The sequence below is a fragment of the Aurantibacter crassamenti genome, from assembly GCF_016811105.1.
Lineage (GTDB): Bacteria > Bacteroidota > Bacteroidia > Flavobacteriales > Flavobacteriaceae > Aurantibacter_A > Aurantibacter_A crassamenti.
Genome location: NZ_JAFBGM010000001.1, coordinates 103,436 through 123,573, shown reverse-complemented (window position 1 = coordinate 123,573; position 20,138 = coordinate 103,436). Strand labels below are relative to the sequence as shown.

The following is a 20,138-nucleotide window of genomic DNA, read 5'->3' as shown; positions in this document are numbered from 1 at the left end:
AGAATGGCCGAAGTAATAAATATGCCCCGTCTTAGCGATACCATGGAAGAAGGTACTGTTGCTAAATGGTTGAAAAAAGTAGGTGATAAAATCGAAGAAGGCGATATTCTTGCTGAAATTGAAACGGATAAAGCTACTATGGAGTTTGAGTCTTTTCATGAAGGTACGCTTTTGCATATCGGTATTGAAGAGGGTGATGGAGCTCCAGTAGATTCGCTATTAGCAATTATAGGTGAGAAAGGTGAAGATATTTCAGGCTTATTAAATGGATCTGCTACTGAGACAGTAGAGGAGCCTAAAGTTGAAGAACAAGTTGCTGAATCTACTCCAAGTGCTGCAGCAGAAATTCCTGAAGGTGTTGAGGTAATTAAAATGCCTCGACTTAGTGATACCATGGAAGAAGGTACTGTTGCTACTTGGTTAAAAAAGGTTGGTGATGAAGTTGAAGAAGGCGATATTCTTGCTGAAATTGAAACGGATAAAGCCACAATGGAATTTGAGTCATTCTATAATGGTATTCTTTTACATATTGGTATTCAAGAAGGTGAATCTGCTCCTGTTGATGATGTTTTAGCGGTTATCGGACCTAAAGGTACTGATGTTGCAGCCGTATTAAGTTCTGCGGGTGCACCTGCAAGTGCATCCAAAGAAAAAGAACAAACAAAATCGGAACCTGAAGTTGAAACTTCTACTGAAGCAAAGTCAACAACCACAAATGATGGGCAACGAATTTTTGCCTCGCCATTAGCTAAAAAGATAGCTGCTGATAAAGGAATTGATTTAAGTAGTGTAAATGGTAGTGGTGATAATGGCCGTATCATTAAAAAAGATGTTGAGAATTATCAGCCATCTCAAAAAGCTGCTTCTAAACCGGCAGCAGATGTTACAGCATCAAGTGCTGTGGCAGCAATGCCAGTGAATTTACCAGTAGGTGAAGAAAGCACTGAAGAGGTGAAAAATTCACAAATGCGTAAAACTATTGCTAAGCGTTTGAGTGAATCTAAATTTACAGCACCACATTATTATTTAACTATTGAAGTTGATATGGATAATGCTTGGGCTTCTCGTTTGCAAATAAACGATTTGCCAGATACCAAAGTGTCTTTCAATGACATGGTGGTAAAAGCATGCGCAATGGCGTTGAAAAAACATCCACAAGTAAATACAACCTGGAACGGTGATACTACAAGATATAATCATCATGTAAATGTTGGAGTAGCGGTTGCAGTTGATGATGGTTTGGTTGTACCTGTGCTTAAATTTACAGACCAAATGAGTTTAACTCAGATTGGTGCTTCTGTAAAAGATTTGGCAGGTAGAGCTAGAGTTAAAAAATTGACTCCAGCTGAAATGGACGGAAGTACATTTACGGTTTCTAATTTAGGAATGTTTGGTATTGTTGAGTTTACCTCAATTATCAATCAACCAAATTCTGCTATTTTATCAGTAGGTGCTATTGTTGAAAAGCCAGTTGTAAGAAAAGGTGAAATTGTAGTTGGTAAAACTATGAAAGTTACTTTGGCTTGTGATCACAGAACTGTTGATGGTGCAACTGGGTCGCAATTCTTATTGACGTTAAAAGCTTATTTAGAGAATCCTGTTACTATGCTGGCTTAAGTTATTAACCAGTATTGTTTGCAATAAAGTAGGGAAGAAAATCATGATGAAAAAAATATTCGTAGTATGTATTGCGACAGTTTTTTTTGCATGTGGTACTTCTAAATTGAGAACTACTGATCCAGCTAGTATTCAATCATCTACAGATGATTTGAAAGGCAATGCAATTCAGTCAGCAACAGAAAAAACAGTTACTAATCTTACCACCTTCTCAACTTCAGAGAACGTTGGTAAGATTATTTCTTTTTTGGCCTCAGATGAATTAATGGGTCGTGAGGCAGGATCTGAAGGTATAGCCAAAGCAGCGAACCTTATTGAATATACATTTAAGGAAAACGGAATTCCGTCTTACTTCTCATCTTATCGCGATACATTAACAAACTTCGAGGGCACAGCCTATAATATGGTTGGTTTTTTAGAAGGAAACGATGAGAATCTCAAAAATGAGATTGTAATTTTAGGCGCGCATTATGATCATATAGGAACTGCACAAGCTGTTGGACAAGATTCAATTGCAAATGGCGCAAATGATAATGCTTCGGGTACCACTACAGTTTTAGAATTAGCACGATATTTCAGTGCTAATAAATCAAATAAACGTAGTATAATTTTTGCCCTCTTTACTGCAGAAGAGAAAGGTCTATTAGGTTCAAAACATTTAGCTGAAAGACTTAAAAAGCAAGATATTAACTTGTATACAATGCTAAATTTTGAGATGGTAGGCGTGCCACTTCAAAATAAAGATTACTTCATGTATGTTACGGGGTATCAAATGTCAAATTTAGCTGCTGTAGCAAATAAATATGCAAACGAAAATTTAATAGGCTATTTGCCTTCAGCGGCCCAGATGAATTTATTTAAACGCTCAGATAACTACGCATTTCATTTAGAGTTTAATGTGCCGTCACAAACATTTTGCACTTTTGACTTCACTAATTTTGATCATTATCATAAAGTAGGTGATGAGTCAAGTATTATGAATTTTGATCATATGGCGGAAGTTGTCAATAAAACTATTCCTGCTGTAGAAGGTATTGTAAATGCTCCTATCAAAGAAATTAAATACAACTAATGGCTAATGTAATTATTACAGGTACTAGCAGAGGTATAGGTTATGAGCTAGCTCGTCTTTTTGCAGATAATGGTCATCAGGTTTTAGCATTATCTAGAAATGCTTCTACAATAGAAAGTTTAAATCATAAGAACATTATTTCATTTCCTTTTGATTTATCTAGTGCAGATGACTTAAAAACACTTCAGAATTTCTTAAATACAAAATGGTCAACGGTTGATGTACTTATTAATAATGCAGGTAGATTACTCAATAAACCTTTTTTAGAAACCACTTCTAAAGAGTTTGAAGAAGTTTATAAGGTCAATGTTTATGGTGTTGCTGATGTTACTAGAATTGTAATACCTAAAATGCCTAAAAGTGGCCATGTAATAACTGTCAGTTCTATGGGTGGAGTTCAAGGTAGTATGAAGTTCCCCGGTCTTTCGGCCTATAGCTCAAGTAAAGGAGCTGTAATAACACTTACAGAATTATGGGCTGAAGAATTTAAAGAAACAGGACCATCTTTTAATGTATTGGCATTAGGTGCTGTACAGACCGAAATGCTTCAAGAAGCTTTTCCCGGATATGAAGCTCCTACTACTGCCTTAGAAATGGCTTCATATATTAAAGAATTTGCACTTACCGGAAACAAACTGTACAACGGTAAACTTTTACAAGTAAGTAATAGTACGCCGTAGTTTATTGGAATACTTTCTAAGTAATTCATGATTTCTAGCTTTAGAGTTGTTTACAGGTGGTAAATTATTTCTCATTATTCGACTCACCCATAATATTTACTTTCAACAAAAAATACATTCATTTATTGAGTGGAATTGTAGTGAAAATTCAAAACATTATAATATTCTACTCTCTTTTTAACCTAGAAATGACCCCAATTTGTGCAATTATTTACGCTAATTGGTAAAAATTTAATCAAGTCTGCTGTTTTTCTTAAAGATGCTTGTGAAGCACTGCTATAGTTTAAATAGGTGCTTTTCAACTCACGCTGAATTCTTGATGAATTAGTTGATTATATTAAAAATTAACACTTTTTTTTTAGGGTAAATGACTTTTCATTTGTTCAATAGGCTACAAATCTTAAAATAGTAAAACCTTATGAAAAATTATTTAAAATTAAGTGCTGTTATTTTGACTTCAGCAATCATGTTAGTGGCGTGTAGTAAAGATGATAGTGATGCAAACGTGGAAGCACAATCTTATGATACGACTTTCAAGATTACTGATGCACCTATAGATAATGCCAATGCAGAGGCCGTATTTATAACGGTTTCAAGCGTTAAAGTTGATGGTGTTTCTTTAGAAGGATTTAGTAAAACTACCTTTGACTTAGCAGCTTTGGTAAACGGAAAGACCAAAACCTTAGGAAACTTAGAACTTAAAGCAGCTTCTTATTCCAGTATTGAACTTGAATTAGATTATGCTACCGATGCAGCTGGAAATGCTCCGGGATGTTATATTGAAATGGCCAATGGGCAAAAAGACCAACTGGAAGCAACGGCAAATACAATTCAAATAAATGATACGTTTGAGATATTTGCGTCAAGTACGAACGAGATTGTTCTTGATTTTGATTTGAGAAAAACTATTAAAGAAGAGCAAGGAAGCGTATCGAATAATTTTGAGTTTGTTTCAATGACTGAACTGTCGGCAGGAATCAGAACTGTAAATCAAGAAATGACTGGCAAAATATCTGGATCAGTTAATGACGCTGGTGATAATTCAGATAAAATTATTGTTTACGCCTACAAAAAAGGAAGTTTTGATGCCGATGTTGAAACAAAAGGACAAGGAGAAAGTAATATAGTTTTTGCTAATGCGATTACCAGTTCTGAATTAAGTGGATTGAATAACGCATACAGTTTGAATTTTTTAGCAAATGGAGAATATGAACTTGTATTTGTGTCATACTCAAAAAACAATAATGCATTTGCTTTTAATTCATTGTTAGAAGCAGAATCTACTACTGGTTTGAATCTTGGAAGTATAAGTGTTACTTCAGCAATTCAGATTAGTGCTAATGTAAGTATTACTGGCACTAAATAATTCCGTTTTATATCAGTTAGTATACCGAGCCCCTTAACAAATAGTTTTGGGGCTTTTATTTTTAAAATTTTTGTGTAACTCTTTCTGATATTCCACAATATTTAAAGTATTAAAGATTGATTTGTTGTCGTTCTATTTGTTAAAGTGGTTTATCTAGAAGCTTTTGATGTGTTTTTCGACCTTGATTAACAATTATAGTAATACACTCTTCAATATCTTTTTTTGTGGTTCTAAAGTTTACGATACAAGTTCTCAAACAATATTTTTTTGCTACAATGGCATTTGATAAAAATAGTTCACCGCCTCCTTGCAATACGGTCACTAATTCTTCATTTAAGTTGTTTAAATAAGTTTCTTTCTGTTCGTCTTTTATTGCTAAATTTTCAGGGATATATCGCAGCGTAGTAATGCTTAAGTTTTGAGTTATTGGTTCTAACTCATTATGCTGTGCTGCTAATGCATAGAAATATTTTGATAATTCTATATCTTCTCTTATTAGTTTGATGTATCCGTTGCTTCCAATTTGTTGTAATGCTAGCCAAACCTTTAAGGCTCTAAAGCCACGTGAGTTTTGAAGTCCGTATTCAAAGTAATTGAGCGAACCACCTTCTTCTGTCAAACTAAAATTATAATATTCAGGATGTGAACTATAGGTGTCAATAAGATGCTTTGGATTCTTAACTAAAGTGCAGCCCGCTTCTAAAGGGCTGTATAACCATTTGTGCGGATCTAACGCTATGGAGTCCGCTTCTTTTACACCTTTAAATAGCACTTTTAATTCAGGAATGATTGCAGCGGGAATTCCGTATGCACCATCTATATGAAACCATAAATTATACTTTTTTGAAATTGTGGCAATTGTTTCAAGATTATCAATTACTCCTGTACTAACATCTCCTGCCGTGCCTACTACCATAAATGGTTGATGACCTTGTTTTAAATCATCTTTAATGGTTTGTTCTAAAACTTCATTATCCATTTTATTTGATGCGTCAGTGGGTATCCACCGAACAGAGTTGGAGCCATGACCAAATAAAATAGCAGCTTTATCAATCCATGTATGCGTTGATTTTGAACAGTAAGTAATTAGTTTATTGTTGGAATTTGAAAGTCCTTCTTCTTTAATTTTTTTGGGTGCTTTTGCAGTTCTTGCCGCTAAAAAAGCAGTAAAATTAGCCATGTTACCTCCACTAACTAAAACTCCACCATAGTTTGATGATACACCAATAAATTCAGCCAACCACTTAATCGTTTGTTTTTCTATTTCAGTAGCTATTGGGCTTAGTATTTGTCCACCCACATTTGCATTAACAGATGAAGCTAACAAATCTGCCAATGCGCCAATCGGAGCTGCCGAAGAGGTGATAAATCCAAAAAATTTAGGATGACCGTTAAATAAAGAATGATCTAAAACTAATTTTGAAGTTGATTCAAGTAATGCCTCAGCCGATGTTCCGTTTTCTGGTAACGACAAATTACCTAATATTTTTTGAAGCTCTTTTGGTGACTTACTGGTTGTTACAGGTTTATCAGAAATGTCAACCAAAAATTCAGAAATAGTATCGATAAGTTTATATCCAATTTTTTGAAATTCTGCCTTGTTAATTTCAATAGAATTATCTCGCTTTTCCATGTTTCTGATTGTCGTTAATGATATTTATTAGTCTAGTGCGATACTATTTTTAAACCAACTATTGATAAAATTAAGGTTGTCAAAAAAAACACTCTTGATAATGTTGTTGGTTCTTTGAAAATAAATATGCCCACCAATACAGTTCCAACCGCTCCAATTCCGGTCCACACAGCATATGCTGTGCCTATTGGTAATGTTTGTGTAGCTTTTATTAATAGTGTCATGCTGATGCATAACGTTATTAGAAACCCTACATACCATAAGTACATCTCGTTGCCATTTGTTTCTTTTGCTTTGCCTAAACAAAAAGCAAACGCTACTTCAAAAAGTCCTGCGATGATTAATAGGATCCAGTTCATATTATAGGTAAATATATTTTGTTCTGACACTATGTTGAAACGACATTGAGTTTTAAATGATAGAATTATACCTTGGTTTAAAAATAAGAAATTTAAGAAGTAATAGTTGCTTAATTCATAACTTATAACCACCATATTATAGATGTGAAACACCGATAATTATTTCGAAAAAAAAGGCCATTTTAAAATAAAAACCTTTTACTTTTTTAAGTAAGCGTACAGAAAATGAAACTAAAATAACCCGGATGAAATGGTTAATTTAACAATTAAAATGGCAACTGTAAGTTTGTTGTAGTTACAAACTTTTTAATAGTAATAAATGAAAAATAGAAATTCATGTTTCTTACTCTATAATCCTATTTATCTTTTTATTCTGGTGGTGTTTTCTTTATCTGTGAGTGATACCATTACGGCACAGTTAAAGTCAGAAATAAAGTGGGATAATGGTAACCCTTCAATTGTTATTGACGGTGAATCCTATCCTCCTTATGCATACATGTCTTATTTGGGTGAGGAAAAATATTATAAAGAAATAGCGGAAACGGGCATCCATATTTATAATCTTCCTGCTTATTTAGGGGAAGGAGGTATTAATACTACATCAGGTATTGGTGCATTTCGATCTCCTATTTGGTTGGGTGAAGGTGAATATGATTTTTCTAGCTTACGAACAGATTTTGAAAAGATTATAAAAACTGATTCCAAGGCAAAGGTTATAATTCGCTTCTATTTAGACCCTCCAGAATGGTGGACTAAATTATACCCAGAAGCATCAGCACAGTTACCTGACGGAAGTAATTTTCGTCAGTGTTTTGCATCCGACATTTGGAGAGAAAAAACTGGAGAAGTATTTAGTGACTGTTTGAATTGGTTGCAAAATTCGAAATATGCTAATTATTTGGCAGGAATACATGTGGCTAGTGGCTTTACAGAAGAATGGTTTTACCATCCCAAACAATATCAAGATAAAAATCCAGCTCGTTTACAAGCTTTTAGAACTTGGTTAAAAGATAATTATAAGAGTAAAGCGGCATTGCAAAAAGCATGGAATAATAGGTCAATCACTTTTGAAAATGCACAACTAGCAAATATTGATGAACCTACAAAAAGAGAGGACTGGAGAAGTAAAGAGCATGAGCGAAATTACATTGATACATATCGTTTTCAAGCTGAGGTCATGGTTAAAAATATTGTGTACTTCTGTAAAATTGTAAAAGAAGAAAGTCATGGTAAACTTTTAACAGGTGCGTTTTATGGCTACCATTATTTTGTTGGAGACCCTAGACGAGGGCATGGTGCATTAGCTAAATTATTAGATTGTGATGAACTTGATTACCTGTCGAGTCCAAATGTTTATAATCGAGTTATAGGTGAAGACTGGCCTGCAATGGCTGCAATAAATTCAGTTCAATTACATGGCAAATTATGGCTGACAGAAAATGATACTCGTACCGCTATTACCACCTTATTAAAAGATCGCTCAAATGATATTGCTCCACCTGGTGCATATGAAGATGGTGTCTGGTTAGGACCTGATGACTTAAAAACTTCGGTTTCCTTTTTATGGAAAAATACTGCTAGAATGCTCACTTATGGATATGGTGGCTGGTGGTTTGATATGTGGGGTGGTTGGTTTAGTAATCCTCAGTTGTTAAATGTTTTAGAAAAAACACAACAGATTTATGCAGAATACCCGCCTTCGCCTGGGGAACAAATGAAATCTGAAGTAGGAGTAATAGTAGATGAAAAACTTTCTTTTTGGGATCCAACTTATGGAAAGCTTACTGAACAAATTTTGTCTAACAGATATCCTTTAGCAAAAACAGGAAATTCATATGACCTTTTTCTAAGAACCGATGTAGAAAGAATTCCTACTTCACAATATAAAGTGATTTGGCTTATGGGTTTACTTGATCTTAATTCAAGGGAATTCGACAATATTGAAAAGTGGACGAAACAAGGTATAACGGTACTTTGGACCAACGGTAGTGGTACTACACTTTTTAGCACTGATCAAGACGAAGTAATTTTTGACGGGAAGTTTAAATGGACAGCTTCTGAATTAGGTGAATTATGGAATGAAGCTGGAGTACATCGCTATATTGAGACTGATGATGTATTTTATATCGGTCGAAACTGGATGGGTATTCATACTATTGAGGGTGGTGATAGAATAATTAATTTTCCTTTTAACACTCAGGTTATTGATCCTTTAAATAAAAAGATACTAGCCACAAATACGAAAGAATTGAAATTGACTTTGAAACCAAAATCAACTATTCTTTTACGTATAAATCCTTTGTCAAAATAGTAAAATAGTACGTCGAGAATAATCGTTTTGGCAATTCTATTTCATTAAAACTTATTCCATAAAAGTTGTTTGAACTTTCATCAATCAGTAGGCGTAGTTGATATTTTCAGTACTAGTTGATTTTGAAATTCTTCAATAGCGTTACTATTCAAATTATATGGGTCAAGGCTCATCGTGGCTTTTATCTAATTTTATCAAAAACAAAATATCATGAAAGTACAAGCATATTTAGCCTTCAATGGTAATTGTCAAGAAGCTCTCAATTTTTATGGAGAATTATTTGATGCAGAAATTAAGAATAAAGAAACGTATGAAGACAAAAAAATTGATGTACCGGCCTCATACCGACAGCGATTACAGCATGCTGAATTAAAAGGTAAAGGGGTACATTTTATGGCATACGATGCATCACCTGACACGCCACTGAATCACGGTAATCAAGTTCATATGAGCATTGATGCAGAGAATAAAGAAAGTGGCAAACAATTGTTTGAAGAATTATCAGGTGGAGGTCAAGTACACGATAGTTTCAGAGAACGCGAATGGGGTTACTTTGGTAGATGTACCGATAAATACGGAATTAGTTGGATGGTTAATAATGCTAAATAATAAACATAGATGGATATAATACACGAGTATCACAATGTTGAGGCTAGTTCAAGATTAGAATCCTTTACTAAAGAAAAACTGGAAAAGTTACACCAGAAATACAGTGATGTAATTAGAGCGGATGTTTTTTTTAAAATTGAAAACACCTCTTCTGATGAAACTGGTAAAATTTGTAACATCAGACTTAGCTTACCCGGACCTCGAATTTTTGCTGAGGCGAGTCATAGTGAATTTGAAAGTTCAATCTCAGAATCTGTTAATGATTTAGAAAGACAACTGCAAAAACGAAAAGATAAAAATAAAGCCTATTAAAATAGGTTTATGTAAAATTTCAGAGCTCCTTTTTAAATCCTAAAAGGAGCTTTTTTAAAATAAGAAACACATGAAAAAATCTTCACTTATAGGAATTGCTGCCTTGTTGGTACGAAGTAGAAAATTAAAGATTGTTTTAGCTGGAGCAAAATTCAGCTATATGGGATTTAAGTATTTAAAAAATAGGAGAAAAAAATCTAAAGTTAAAACGAAACAAGCGGTAAAAACAAAAGCCACAGTTCAAGAAAGTTAATCGACCATGCTAATAAGCTGTTTAAAAATTCATAAACTTATATATCAATCGGGGTGGGCTAAATAGAATTTTATCCTTTTCCAAAATAACGAAGCAGTAACACTTTTTGATGTCGTTAAATCAGCTAGTAATAATAGATTCCGTTTAAATTGCTCCAATTCATTTTCGTTAAAATCATTTTCATCAACAGGGTAATAGGCCATTCCCCAATTCGGAAATGTTCTATTGGTGATATCATCTTGAGAAAATAAATGAACCTTTTTATGTCGAGAATCTATCTTTATTTTCTCGTATATTTCCAATACAGCTTCTTTTTCTCCTTCCAGTATTTGTATAAATCTTCCTTTGTAATATATTAAACAACCTGTAATCTCTTTTTTAATATTATGCTCGCTAGCATTCTCTAAAAGCACTTTCATTTCATCAGCCGATAAGCGTTTCACTTCATGCGATTCATAAGTTAGTGTAAACATAAAGTTCAAATATTAATTAGGCTTGCTTCAGCAATAGTTTAGGTACAACGATGAAAGATAAAACTATTTCAGTTCATGTGAATGAAAAAGGCAATCATGATTATTCATTTAAAAATTCTTGATATACTATTGGGTAACATTCATATGAGTCAATAGTTAATTTATACGTATCAATATTTTGTTACCTACAGTCCTAATTTTGAATAGAAATTAGACTTACAATGAATTTAATCTTAAATAAAATGAGAAAAAGTATAGTATATTTTATAGCAGCGTTTGTAATGATTTTAACCGCTTCATGTGGCGCATCAAAAACAAATACAAACAAGTCAGATACAAATCAGGTCGTAACTTTAGTTGAAAACGAACCAGTTAATTATAGTTCAAAAGAAAGTGTGAAAAGCGCTCATGAACCCAATGCAGTTGCAATGAATAACGGTACAACCGGTGGTAACTCTAATATGTCACTTAGTACGAATACTACGTCATCTTCATCAACTTCAGAAAATGATTATTCAGAAATGTATTCGCAATTGAATATGACTGATGATCAAATTCAGACATTAAATTCGGCATTAGAAGATTTTAAAGAACGTCAACGAAATACACCCAACGGTGAAATGATGGGTACAGTTGCAGATGAGCAGCGAAGACAATTAAAAGATATTTTAACTCCAGAACAATTCACAGTTTTTGAAGATTTATCAAATGAGTATTAATAAAATAGTATTGCATTTTAAAAAGGGTCATTGTTGCTAACAATGGCCTTTTTCTTTGATTTAGGGTTAAAACAAAATTTGATACAACACCTTATTTTTAAATGTCTCCAGTAATTTTATATAGTAATTAGAATTAAAAAAAAGTATTAATATAAAATTTGAAAAAATGAAGTTGGAAAATAAAAAAGTAGCCATTTTGGCAACAGACGGATTTGAGAAATCGGAGTTATTTGAACCTTTGAACGCATTAAAAAACGAAGGTGCAACAGTACATATCATATCAGTTAAGAAAGGTCAAATAAAAAGTTGGGATAATAATGACTGGGGTGAAACAATTGCCGTTGACAAGTTGGTAGAAGACACCAATGAGTCAGATTATAACGCATTAGTTTTACCGGGTGGTGTTGCTAACCCAGATAGCCTAAGAACACATGAAAATGCTTTGCAGTTCATTCGTGATTTTTTTAAGAGTGGAAAAATAGTAGCTGCAATTTGTCACGCACCATGGCTCTTAATCAGTGCGCGAGTAATTGAAAATAGAGAAGTAACATCATACCCTAGTATTAAAGATGATGTTATCAATGCTGGAGGGTTTTGGAATGATGAAGAGGTAGTTGTAGATGCAGGTTTGGTTACCAGTAGAAAACCAGCAGATCTTCCTGCTTTCATTGATAAGATTATAGAAGAAATTAGAGAGGGTAAACACGAAAATCAGGTTGTTGATGCCTCGGTTTAATAGTTGGTAATAGTTTGGTTTAATCAGGGAAGTTTCAACTTCCCTGATTTTAGTTAAAACAATTTTGAATAGAAAATTATGCATATTGTAGGTAGTATTATAAAGGGACTAATTGATTTGAAGGATAAACTAACGCCTGAATCAAGTCCATCCGAAGAACAGAAAAAAGTTTTAAAAGATTTGCTTGAAAAGGCTCAAGATACGGAGTTTGGTAAATGCTATGATTTCAAAACCATAGGTTCAAATTCAGATATGCAAAAAACATTTTCTGAGAAAATTCCTTTTTTTGATTATAACCAAATTAATGAAAAGTGGTGGCGTAAACTTCACAAAGGTCAAACTAATGTTACCTGGCCTGGTACGCCAAGTTATTATGCTTTAAGTTCGGGTACTACGGGTAAAACTAGTAAACGTATACCGGTGACTAATGACATGATTGATGCCATAAAATCTACAGGAATTGCGCAAGTATCAGCTTTAAGTAATTACGATTTACCACCCACATTTTTTGAAAAAGGCATTTTGATGTTGGGTAGTTCTACAGATTTAAAAGAAAAAGAAAATCATTTAGAAGGAGAAATTAGTGGTATTAGTGCAAGTAATATTCCTTCTTGGTTTAAAGGATATTATAAGCCAGGTGAAGAAATTGCACAGATTGATGATTGGGATGAACGCGTTTTACGTATCGCTGAAAAAGCAAAAGATTGGGATATAGGTGCAATTAGCGGTATTCCCTCATGGATTGAATTGATGTTGGCTGAGGTTATCGCCTACCATAAGGTAAAGAATATTCATGAAATATGGCCGAATCTAGAAGTCTATACTTCAGGTGGTGTAGCATTTGGGCCTTATGAGAAAAGCTTTAATGCCTTACTTGGCAGACCTATCACCGTTATAGATACGTATTTGGCTTCAGAGGGTTTTATCGCGTTTCAAAGTAGACCTGAAACTGATGCTATGAAATTAGCAACGGATAATGGTATCTATTTTGAATTTGTGCCCTTTGATCCAGAATATATCAATCAAGATGGTTCACTAGTTGCAAATGCACCTTCATTAACGCTAGATGAGGTAAAAACAGACCAAGATTATGTATTGATTATTAGTACGGTTTCAGGTGCTTGGCGTTATTTAATTGGTGATACTATTGAATTTACTGATGTTGAAAGGGCAGAGATTAAGATTACGGGCAGAACTAAGTTTTTTCTAAACACTGTTGGGTCTCAGCTTTCTGTTAATAAACTGAATGATGGGGTAAAACATTTAGAGGAAACATTTGATATCAAAATTCCTGAATATACACTGTGCGCAAAACGGTTTGATGATGAATTTTATCATTCTTGGTATTTGGGTACCGAAGCATCAATTGATTCAAATCAATTAGCAGAATCTATTGATAAATTTTTGCAGCAGGCGAATAAAAATTATAAAGTAGCTCGTTCTAAAGCTTTGAAGGGCGTTAAGGTAGCGACTGTTTCACCTTCTGTTTTTCACGAGTGGAATGGTGCTAATAAAAAGAAAGGCGGACAAGTAAAAATGGAACGAGTAATGGGTGAAGATAAATTTGCTGAGTGGGAAGAATTTGTGGCACAGCAGTAACTAAATTTCATTACAAATCATTTGAAGCTTCCGTGGCATTGCGGTCTTCAACTAATAGCATAATTTCCTCCGGTGACAGGTAGTATTTTTTAATGCGATTCTTGTATGTTTCGGGGATTCCTGCTTCGTTCAATATAAAGTTCTTTGTTGCTATTATATAGCTTTCCATTCCGTGATTTACGGCATAGGTGTCAGCTGTACGTTCTGCATTCTTTAAGTATTTCATAGAAAAAGAATAACCAATACCGAAACCAATTAGATTCAAAGAACTCCTTTGTTCATAGTCCATCACATGACCTAGTTCATGCCCCAACCAACCGATTAAAACATCTGATGGAATATCTTTAGTGCTGTATACAGTATCTTCAATTTTGAAACGCTCGCTTATCAAAATCACGTATTTACGTTTCTTCTTTGACTTAAATAGACTTCCAAAAACAGGTTGAGCCTGCATGGTCGATTTCTTTATTTTGTTTTTAAACTTAAAAGTAATTGCTGTATTCTCTAATTCAGGATAATATGAAAGTGCTTTTTCAGCTTCATTTTCTATAGATTGTGGATATTTCTGTTGTGCATTCAATACAAAATGATTAAAAATTAGTAAGATAAAAATGGTGCGAATCATGGTGTAAAAATTATAATAACGGACTAAAAAATTTCGCTAGACCTTCCATAAATTTATGAATTCGAGGTCGCGATTTAAATTCTTTATATGACAGCTTATCAGATTCTTTACATTCGCATTCGAACTCATCAATAATATGTGCTGTAATTTCTTCATCATAAATTACGGCATTGGTTTCAAAATTGTGTTCAAAACTTCTATAATCAAAATTACCAGATCCTACAGAAGCTATGTTATCATCAATCACAATAACCTTGCTATGCGAAAAATCTTTACGGGTATAAATATTGATGCCTACAGATAAAAACTTTTCAAAATTAGCGAACATGCTATAGGTTGCTAATAATGAATCTCCTTTTCTGGGCACTAAAACATTTACTTCAACGCCACTCTGAGCTGCTATAAGCAATGCTTGCATGACTGTTGTATCAGGAATAAAATAAGGATTGGCTATGAAAATGCATTTTTCAGCTAATCCTATCATGGCAATATATTGCTGCATAATTGCGGGCTGATTTGAATCAGGACCACTAGCTGCGATTTGTGCGATAGACGTACCTGCCGCCTCAGGTTCAGGAAGATATTTAGGTTTCAGAAGTAATTCTTTCTTACTTGCAAAATGATAATCTTTAATAAATATTCGATGTAAACTATTAACCACAGGGCCTTCTAAGCGAACATGTAAATCTCGCCAAATACCTAAATCGGAAATTGATTTTATATATTTATCAGAAACGTTTACTCCGCCTGTAAACCCTACTTTACCATCGACTATTATTATTTTTCGGTGGTTTCTATAATTTAATGTAAAGAGAAGACTACCTAATCGAATTGGCATCATCGGATACACTTTAACTCCTATTTCTTTGAATCTTTTTTTCAATTTTCCCCGAAAAGATACACTACCAAAAGAATCATAAATCATTCTAACTTCGACACCTTCAGCTACTTTTTTCTTAAAAAGTTCATGAAATCTATCTTGTAATTCTCCTTTTTCGAATATATAATACTGAACATGTATAAAATGTTTTGCCTTTGAAATAGTTTCAAAAATTGCATCAAAGGTTTCTTCGCCAGTGTTTAATACGCGAATATTATTTCCTTTAGATGCAGAAAGATAGCTATTGTTTTTTATCAGTTTAGATAGCTTTTCAGATTGCTTATTTTGAAAATGAAAATCAAACATGGGGCTATCTTCTTCCTTATTTTCTACATCGTACAGTTTTCGTTTTTGAGATCTTTTTAGTCTAAAAAATTTGAACTTTCTTCTATTAACACCAAACAGGTAATACAGCAATACACCACCGAATGGAATTATGAATATTGTTAAAACCCATGCCAGTGATTTGGTTGGCCTGGATCCGTGCATAATAATGCTAAAGAAGCCCCAAAAGCCTAGAACGAAATATATTATGATTAAGGTGTTTGTCATACGTTGAACAAGTTAAGACAATCACTTCTTATAGCAAGCGAAGTTGATTATTAGGGTCATTATAAAATGCAAATGCGTCAATAGAGCAGGTTATAATCCTATTTCTTTGTGAAAAGATTAATACAATGGGAATGATAGCAACCAACGACAACGAAATTAAATTGTACTATAACTCAAACACGTCATTGGGCAAACAAACATATGCCTATGTTAGTGCTTCAGAGAAAAAAGTATTTGGTATTGATACTTCTGCCACTAAGGTTACCGGAAGCCAATGGGCTGAAATTGCTTCTAAACTCAAAATCGCTATTGGTGAACTCATCAATACGGAACATCCTGATTTTATTAATGTTTATGGTAATGATAAAATAGATTTAAGTGAGCATGATTGGCTTAGAGTTTTAGAAAAACATCCTGAAACTTTGGCGTACCCTGTTTTGTTAATGGGTGATACGTGTCGTGTTATAAAAACTCCATCAGAAATGGTTCAATATTTTGAACCTGATAGTACTGAGAAAGATGTACGTCAGAAATAGCAGATGAACAGAAAAAAAAAGAAATATATAATTATTCTTTTGAGCATCTTAATTTTTATTGGGATGCTTTTGTGTTTTGCACAATGGCATGCAAAATCAATGGTAGAAGATTTTTTAGCACGAAAAATACCCCCGCATTTAGAGCTAAAATATGATGATTTAGATATCAATATTTTAAGAGGAAATGTTGATTTCAGCAAAGTGCATTTAGAAATTAAAAACGAAGATTCATTAGTAACATACACCACTCTGCAATTAGAAAAATTGCAGTTAAACGGCTTCGGTTATATGCAGTTACTATTCAACAACTCCATTGTGCTTGATGAATTGAAAGTGCAACGTTCTGCAGTCAATTTTTATCCATATAAAAAAATTGAGCAAAAAGAATCTGAATCTAAAGGCTTGGTAAAGCTTCTTAAAACAATTTTAGTTAAGAAATTAGAAATTGAAGATAGTAGCATGCATATCATGAAAGATGCTGCAGATAGTATTCAAGTTTCAATTGCGAATTATAATCTGGATTTTCATAGTTTAAAAACAGATTCTGATGTGGTTACTCGAAAAATTCCGGTGGAATATGATAGCTATGAAATAAATGCTTCTGAAATTTTTGTGGATCTGGGTAAATATGAAACTCTTCAGGTAGCTAATTTGTTTACTTCAGAAACTGAATTACAGATTAAAGATGTACACCTCTCTACTAAATATAGTACTAAAGAACTTTCGCAACTCCTGGTTGTTGAACGGGATCATGTAGATCTTCAGATACCTCATGTAAATTTATCAGATTTAAATTTCGGGTTCAAAGAAAATCGTTTTGAAATAACTGCAAGTTCATTACTGTTTGAACAACCACATGCTGAAATATATCGCGACAAATTGGTTGCAGACGATATGCGAATTAAACCACTTTACGGTCGTTTGTTAAGAAAATTGCCGATAACCATTTTTGTGGAACAGTTGAAAATTGAAAACGGATATTTATCATATGAAGAGAAAATAGCGAAAGAACAGCATGCAGGTAAGCTCTTTTTTGATGAACTCAATGCAGAACTGAATAATGTTACAAATTTTGAAGATGCTGAGGATACTAAAATACACGCCACAGCAAAACTTATTGGTCAAGCAGATCTGAAACTTGATTGGACGTTTAATGTGAACAATTCCTCAGATGCATTTACCGCGTCTGGTGAGCTTTTGAATTTGGAAGCTGAGAAATTGAATGCTTTTTTAGAACCTAATTTAAGAGTTCGAACTAAAGGATTTGTTGATGAAATGTATTTTACAATCAGCGGTAATTCGGTTAGCTCACAAGGTGATATGAAAATGAAGTATCAAGATTTTAAGTTCAATATACTTAACAAAGACCGCTTGAAGATAAATAAATTTCTAACAGTAATAGGTAATGTTTTTGTCAATGACGGCTCTAAAACCGATCGTAACGGTTACCGATTTGGTTCAATTGAAGTTGATCGAGAAACCAACAAATCATTCTATAATTATTTGTGGTTGAATGTTAGTGACGGTATGGTTAGTACTCTGACCGGAAATGGTAAGAAAGAATAACAACAATCTGTTATGAATATAGAAAAATCAACATCAAAAAAAAGGAAGATATTAAAGCGAAAACGCTTTGTTATTCCACTGTCAATAATTTTGCTTTTGGTGCTTTTTAGAATAGCCTTGCCTTATATAGTGAAGAATTATGTGAACAAGGTGTTATCTGAAATTCCCGCTTATTATGGACATGTAGAAGATATCGATATATCGCTATTGCGCGGTGCCTATGTTATTGAAGGTATGTATTTGAATAAAGTAGATGCGGTGTCAGAGGTACCCTTTTTAAAATTTGAAAAAACAGATATTTCTATCGAATGGAAATCGCTTATCAAAGGAGAAATTGTTAGTGAACTTATTTTAACTAGACCATCGCTTATTTACATGTTTGAAGATCAGCAGCAACAAGAAGTCGCTGAAGCTGAATTTGATGATTGGACAGAGGCATTAACTGATATTGTTCCCATTGATATTAACCGTTTGCAAGTTATTGATGGTAAAGTTGCTTTTGTTGAGTTTACCACAGATCCAAATATTGATTTAAACATAAATAATATTCATCTTGATGCAACAAATCTTAGAAATGTAATTCTTCAAGGAAGAGAGTTGCCATCAGATATTAAGGCTACCGCAACCTCAATTGGTGATGGAAATGTTCAGCTAATTGGTAAAATGAATTTGGTAAAACAAGTACCTGATATGGATGTTTCATTTTCTTTAGAAGATGCATCAATTACAGCATTAAACGATTTTACAAACCATTATGCGGGAATCGATTTTAAAGAAGGAAATTTTAGTGTTTTCAGCGAAATGGCAATTGCCGATGGATTTTTAACGGGGTATATTAAACCCCTATTGAAAGATTCAAAACTAGTTAGTAAAGATGATAAGTTCTTTGAGAAGTTATGGGAAGGTTTTGTAGGTTTTTTCAAGTTTGTACTTAAAAATCAAAAGAACAATACTTTGGCTACAAAAGTACCTTTAGAAGGTGATTTGAACAATGTGCAGACAAAGGTATGGCCAACTATTTTTAATATTGTAAAGAATGGATGGGTTAGTGCGTTTAAAGGTGTTGTTGATGATGACGTAACTTTTGAAGATGCTGAGAAACTGGCGGATAAACAAAACGAAGAAAAAAAGAATGAATAATTTATTAGTTAGCAGCAACAATTAATTCGATAAAAATGACATTATCAAAGTATACGAAAAGGGCAATTTTAGGAGGTGTTATTTCATTATTTATCATTCTACTAGGTGCTATTCTTTTAGGTAGATTAAGTGGTTACGAGGCTAAAGTACTTATTGAAAATTCACTTTCAGGAATGAATACTTTGTGTAATACAATAGCACTTGCTTCAGCCACCATATTAGCCCTTTTACTGACCCTTTTGGGTATAAGTTCTGGCTCAAAAAGAAAGCTTAAGAAAGATCATTATTTACATGTTTTACAAATAGCGAAGCTTGACACGGTGGTATTTATAGCGTCGGTGATGTCATTTTTAATATTTAATTTACCTATTACGGAATCAGATTCTGTACCCGATAATTGGTATAATACTATTTACTACATTTCATTAGGTATTTCTAGTGTTCTCAGTGCAGGATTAATTGTTATTGTTTTGATGTTATACAACACAGTGGTTAGTATTATCAAAATAGTAGGGCTGGGGATGTATGACCATCCACTTGCAATCACTGAAGAAGAAGTTGAAAAAGATTAAATATTGAAACTATTGTAAACTAAAAACGGACAGACCTAAGTGGTCTATCCGTTTTATTTCGAGGGAAATAATTAACTCTTAATTGTCATCAGTCATATCATCGACTTCATCTTTAATTTCGTCTACTCCGTCTTCCATTTCATCACCTACTTCTTCAACGGCATCTTCAACTTTTTCTCCTGTCGTTGTTTCTCTACAGCTTGAAACTGCAATAGTTGTTATAAAAGCAAAGAGTAACATATAAATTGACTTTTTCATAATGTGTGTTTTAAAATTATTGATAACTATAGTATTTTCTTTCCTCTAATTAATGAAACTAAAAAGAGTATTATAAAAATGAAGAATAAAACTTTTGCAATGCCTGCAGCTCCTGCAGCGATTCCTCCAAAGCCGAATATTCCAGCAATTATTGCTAAAACTACAAACGTGAGTGTCCAACGTAACATACTATATATTTTAAATGATTATTGTCTTTAATTGAAAATAGACTTTCTACTTTCTTTGTACACTACAAATATCACGCAATTG

At 33.5% G+C, this 20,138-nt stretch carries 22 protein-coding genes; 15 read left to right on the top strand and 7 right to left on the bottom strand.

From position 1 onward, the window contains the following. Window positions 1-3 precede the first annotated feature (3 nt). From JQC67_RS00520 to JQC67_RS00505, 4 genes are all read left to right on the top strand, one after another. On the top strand, window positions 4-1,617 hold the full coding sequence (locus JQC67_RS00520) for a pyruvate dehydrogenase complex dihydrolipoamide acetyltransferase (protein ID WP_203250913.1): 1,614 nt from the start codon (window positions 4-6) through the stop codon (window positions 1,615-1,617). 46 nt (window positions 1,618-1,663) lie between these two features. Next, window positions 1,664-2,689, top strand: a complete 1,026-nt coding sequence (locus JQC67_RS00515; RefSeq protein ID WP_203253147.1) for a M28 family metallopeptidase — start codon at window positions 1,664-1,666, stop codon at window positions 2,687-2,689. Continuing rightward, complete coding sequence (locus tag JQC67_RS00510; protein ID WP_203250912.1) at window positions 2,689-3,369, top strand: SDR family NAD(P)-dependent oxidoreductase; 681 nt, start codon at window positions 2,689-2,691, stop codon at window positions 3,367-3,369. Before JQC67_RS00515 ends, JQC67_RS00510 begins: the two co-directional genes overlap by 1 nt. Before the next feature lie 418 nt (window positions 3,370-3,787). Beyond that, window positions 3,788-4,735 (top strand): DUF4382 domain-containing protein, encoded by a 948-nt coding sequence (locus JQC67_RS00505; protein ID WP_203250911.1) that lies wholly within the window; start codon window positions 3,788-3,790, stop codon window positions 4,733-4,735. 139 nt (window positions 4,736-4,874) lie between these two features. On the opposite strand, the gene JQC67_RS00500 is transcribed toward JQC67_RS00505, so the two are convergent. Both JQC67_RS00500 and JQC67_RS00495 read right to left on the bottom strand, forming a co-directional pair. Next, a complete protein-coding gene (locus tag JQC67_RS00500; RefSeq protein ID WP_203250910.1) occupies window positions 4,875-6,368 on the bottom strand; it encodes a pyridoxal phosphate-dependent decarboxylase family protein in 1,494 nt (497 codons plus the stop codon). A 32-nt stretch (window positions 6,369-6,400) separates the two neighbouring features. After that, window positions 6,401-6,727 carry a DMT family transporter gene (locus tag JQC67_RS00495; RefSeq protein WP_203250909.1) on the bottom strand — a complete coding sequence of 109 codons (327 nt, stop codon included), beginning with the start codon at window positions 6,725-6,727 and terminating at the stop codon, window positions 6,401-6,403. Between the two features lie 319 nt (window positions 6,728-7,046). Here JQC67_RS00495 and JQC67_RS00490 point away from each other — a divergent pair, with 319 nt between their 5' ends. From JQC67_RS00490 to JQC67_RS00475, 4 genes are all read left to right on the top strand, one after another. Next, a complete protein-coding gene (locus JQC67_RS00490) occupies window positions 7,047-9,038 on the top strand; it encodes a beta-galactosidase (RefSeq protein WP_203250908.1) in 1,992 nt (663 codons plus the stop codon). A gap of 210 nt (window positions 9,039-9,248) precedes the next feature. Then, window positions 9,249-9,647: a VOC family protein gene (locus JQC67_RS00485; protein WP_203250907.1), complete on the top strand. Its 399-nt coding sequence runs from the start codon at window positions 9,249-9,251 to the stop codon at window positions 9,645-9,647. 9 nt (window positions 9,648-9,656) lie between these two features. Then, window positions 9,657-9,959, top strand: coding sequence for a ribosome hibernation-promoting factor, HPF/YfiA family (gene hpf, locus JQC67_RS00480; protein ID WP_203250906.1), 303 nt, complete (start codon window positions 9,657-9,659; stop codon window positions 9,957-9,959). 70 nt (window positions 9,960-10,029) lie between these two features. Then, complete coding sequence (locus JQC67_RS00475; protein WP_203250905.1) at window positions 10,030-10,212, top strand: hypothetical protein; 183 nt, start codon at window positions 10,030-10,032, stop codon at window positions 10,210-10,212. A gap of 44 nt (window positions 10,213-10,256) precedes the next feature. On the opposite strand, the gene JQC67_RS00470 is transcribed toward JQC67_RS00475, so the two are convergent. Beyond that, window positions 10,257-10,685: a BLUF domain-containing protein gene (locus JQC67_RS00470; RefSeq protein WP_203250904.1), complete on the bottom strand. Its 429-nt coding sequence runs from the start codon at window positions 10,683-10,685 to the stop codon at window positions 10,257-10,259. A gap of 242 nt (window positions 10,686-10,927) precedes the next feature. Between JQC67_RS00470 and JQC67_RS00465 the strand changes: the two genes are divergently transcribed. The 3 genes from JQC67_RS00465 to JQC67_RS00455 all read left to right on the top strand — a co-directional run bounded on the left by JQC67_RS00465 (window position 10,928) and on the right by JQC67_RS00455 (window position 13,739). Next, complete coding sequence (locus JQC67_RS00465; RefSeq protein ID WP_203250903.1) at window positions 10,928-11,404, top strand: hypothetical protein; 477 nt, start codon at window positions 10,928-10,930, stop codon at window positions 11,402-11,404. A 166-nt stretch (window positions 11,405-11,570) separates the two neighbouring features. Continuing rightward, the gene (locus tag JQC67_RS00460) at window positions 11,571-12,140 is read left to right on the top strand and encodes a type 1 glutamine amidotransferase domain-containing protein (RefSeq protein ID WP_203250902.1); all 570 of its coding nucleotides are present in this window, start codon (window positions 11,571-11,573) and stop codon (window positions 12,138-12,140) included. Window positions 12,141-12,218: 78 nt separating this feature from the next. Beyond that, complete coding sequence (locus tag JQC67_RS00455; protein ID WP_203250901.1) at window positions 12,219-13,739, top strand: GH3 family domain-containing protein; 1,521 nt, start codon at window positions 12,219-12,221, stop codon at window positions 13,737-13,739. Between the two features lie 10 nt (window positions 13,740-13,749). On the opposite strand, the gene JQC67_RS00450 is transcribed toward JQC67_RS00455, so the two are convergent. Together JQC67_RS00450 and cls are read right to left on the bottom strand one after the other, a co-directional pair. After that, window positions 13,750-14,364 (bottom strand): hypothetical protein, encoded by a 615-nt coding sequence (locus JQC67_RS00450; RefSeq protein ID WP_203250900.1) that lies wholly within the window; start codon window positions 14,362-14,364, stop codon window positions 13,750-13,752. A 10-nt stretch (window positions 14,365-14,374) separates the two neighbouring features. Then, window positions 14,375-15,796 carry a cardiolipin synthase gene (cls, locus tag JQC67_RS00445; RefSeq protein WP_203250899.1) on the bottom strand — a complete coding sequence of 474 codons (1,422 nt, stop codon included), beginning with the start codon at window positions 15,794-15,796 and terminating at the stop codon, window positions 14,375-14,377. Window positions 15,797-15,927: 131 nt separating this feature from the next. On the opposite strand from cls, the gene JQC67_RS00440 reads away from it, so the two are divergent. From JQC67_RS00440 to JQC67_RS00425, 4 genes are read left to right on the top strand one after another with little or no spacing between them, the layout of a single operon-like run. Beyond that, window positions 15,928-16,332 carry an arsenate reductase family protein gene (locus JQC67_RS00440; RefSeq protein WP_238934419.1) on the top strand — a complete coding sequence of 135 codons (405 nt, stop codon included), beginning with the start codon at window positions 15,928-15,930 and terminating at the stop codon, window positions 16,330-16,332. Between the two features lie 3 nt (window positions 16,333-16,335). Continuing rightward, window positions 16,336-17,898: a hypothetical protein gene (locus JQC67_RS00435; protein ID WP_203250897.1), complete on the top strand. Its 1,563-nt coding sequence runs from the start codon at window positions 16,336-16,338 to the stop codon at window positions 17,896-17,898. Window positions 17,899-17,910: 12 nt separating this feature from the next. Further along, window positions 17,911-19,038 (top strand): DUF748 domain-containing protein, encoded by a 1,128-nt coding sequence (locus JQC67_RS00430; RefSeq protein ID WP_203250896.1) that lies wholly within the window; start codon window positions 17,911-17,913, stop codon window positions 19,036-19,038. A gap of 35 nt (window positions 19,039-19,073) precedes the next feature. After that, window positions 19,074-19,610, top strand: a complete 537-nt coding sequence (locus tag JQC67_RS00425) for a hypothetical protein (protein WP_203250895.1) — start codon at window positions 19,074-19,076, stop codon at window positions 19,608-19,610. 78 nt (window positions 19,611-19,688) lie between these two features. Here JQC67_RS00425 and JQC67_RS00420 read toward each other — a convergent pair whose 3' ends face one another. Continuing rightward, window positions 19,689-19,868: a hypothetical protein gene (locus JQC67_RS00420; protein WP_203250894.1), complete on the bottom strand. Its 180-nt coding sequence runs from the start codon at window positions 19,866-19,868 to the stop codon at window positions 19,689-19,691. 26 nt (window positions 19,869-19,894) lie between these two features. Next, window positions 19,895-20,056, bottom strand: a complete 162-nt coding sequence (locus tag JQC67_RS00415) for a DUF1328 family protein (RefSeq protein WP_203250893.1) — start codon at window positions 20,054-20,056, stop codon at window positions 19,895-19,897. Between the last annotated feature and the right edge of the window lie 82 nt (window positions 20,057-20,138).

Excerpts from the sequence above, each read along its gene's own strand:
- JQC67_RS00520 (WP_203250913.1), top strand. The coding sequence starts at position 4 with ATGGCCGAAGTAATAAATATGCCCCGTCTTAGCGATACCATGGAAGAA.
- JQC67_RS00515 (WP_203253147.1), top strand. The coding sequence starts at position 1,664 with ATGAAAAAAATATTCGTAGTATGTATTGCGACAGTTTTTTTTGCATGT.
- JQC67_RS00510 (WP_203250912.1), top strand. The coding sequence starts at position 2,689 with ATGGCTAATGTAATTATTACAGGTACTAGCAGAGGTATAGGTTATGAG.
- JQC67_RS00505 (WP_203250911.1), top strand. The coding sequence starts at position 3,788 with ATGAAAAATTATTTAAAATTAAGTGCTGTTATTTTGACTTCAGCAATC.
- JQC67_RS00500 (WP_203250910.1), bottom strand. The coding sequence starts at position 6,368 with ATGGAAAAGCGAGATAATTCTATTGAAATTAACAAGGCAGAATTTCAA.
- JQC67_RS00495 (WP_203250909.1), bottom strand. The coding sequence starts at position 6,727 with ATGAACTGGATCCTATTAATCATCGCAGGACTTTTTGAAGTAGCGTTT.
- JQC67_RS00490 (WP_203250908.1), top strand. The coding sequence starts at position 7,047 with ATGAAAAATAGAAATTCATGTTTCTTACTCTATAATCCTATTTATCTT.
- JQC67_RS00485 (WP_203250907.1), top strand. The coding sequence starts at position 9,249 with ATGAAAGTACAAGCATATTTAGCCTTCAATGGTAATTGTCAAGAAGCT.
- hpf (WP_203250906.1), top strand. The coding sequence starts at position 9,657 with ATGGATATAATACACGAGTATCACAATGTTGAGGCTAGTTCAAGATTA.
- JQC67_RS00475 (WP_203250905.1), top strand. The coding sequence starts at position 10,030 with ATGAAAAAATCTTCACTTATAGGAATTGCTGCCTTGTTGGTACGAAGT.
- JQC67_RS00470 (WP_203250904.1), bottom strand. The coding sequence starts at position 10,685 with ATGTTTACACTAACTTATGAATCGCATGAAGTGAAACGCTTATCGGCT.
- JQC67_RS00465 (WP_203250903.1), top strand. The coding sequence starts at position 10,928 with ATGAGAAAAAGTATAGTATATTTTATAGCAGCGTTTGTAATGATTTTA.
- JQC67_RS00460 (WP_203250902.1), top strand. The coding sequence starts at position 11,571 with ATGAAGTTGGAAAATAAAAAAGTAGCCATTTTGGCAACAGACGGATTT.
- JQC67_RS00455 (WP_203250901.1), top strand. The coding sequence starts at position 12,219 with ATGCATATTGTAGGTAGTATTATAAAGGGACTAATTGATTTGAAGGAT.
- JQC67_RS00450 (WP_203250900.1), bottom strand. The coding sequence starts at position 14,364 with ATGATTCGCACCATTTTTATCTTACTAATTTTTAATCATTTTGTATTG.
- cls (WP_203250899.1), bottom strand. The coding sequence starts at position 15,796 with ATGACAAACACCTTAATCATAATATATTTCGTTCTAGGCTTTTGGGGC.
- JQC67_RS00440 (WP_238934419.1), top strand. The coding sequence starts at position 15,928 with ATGATAGCAACCAACGACAACGAAATTAAATTGTACTATAACTCAAAC.
- JQC67_RS00435 (WP_203250897.1), top strand. The coding sequence starts at position 16,336 with ATGAACAGAAAAAAAAAGAAATATATAATTATTCTTTTGAGCATCTTA.
- JQC67_RS00430 (WP_203250896.1), top strand. The coding sequence starts at position 17,911 with ATGAATATAGAAAAATCAACATCAAAAAAAAGGAAGATATTAAAGCGA.
- JQC67_RS00425 (WP_203250895.1), top strand. The coding sequence starts at position 19,074 with ATGACATTATCAAAGTATACGAAAAGGGCAATTTTAGGAGGTGTTATT.
- JQC67_RS00420 (WP_203250894.1), bottom strand. The coding sequence starts at position 19,868 with ATGAAAAAGTCAATTTATATGTTACTCTTTGCTTTTATAACAACTATT.
- JQC67_RS00415 (WP_203250893.1), bottom strand. The coding sequence starts at position 20,056 with ATGTTACGTTGGACACTCACGTTTGTAGTTTTAGCAATAATTGCTGGA.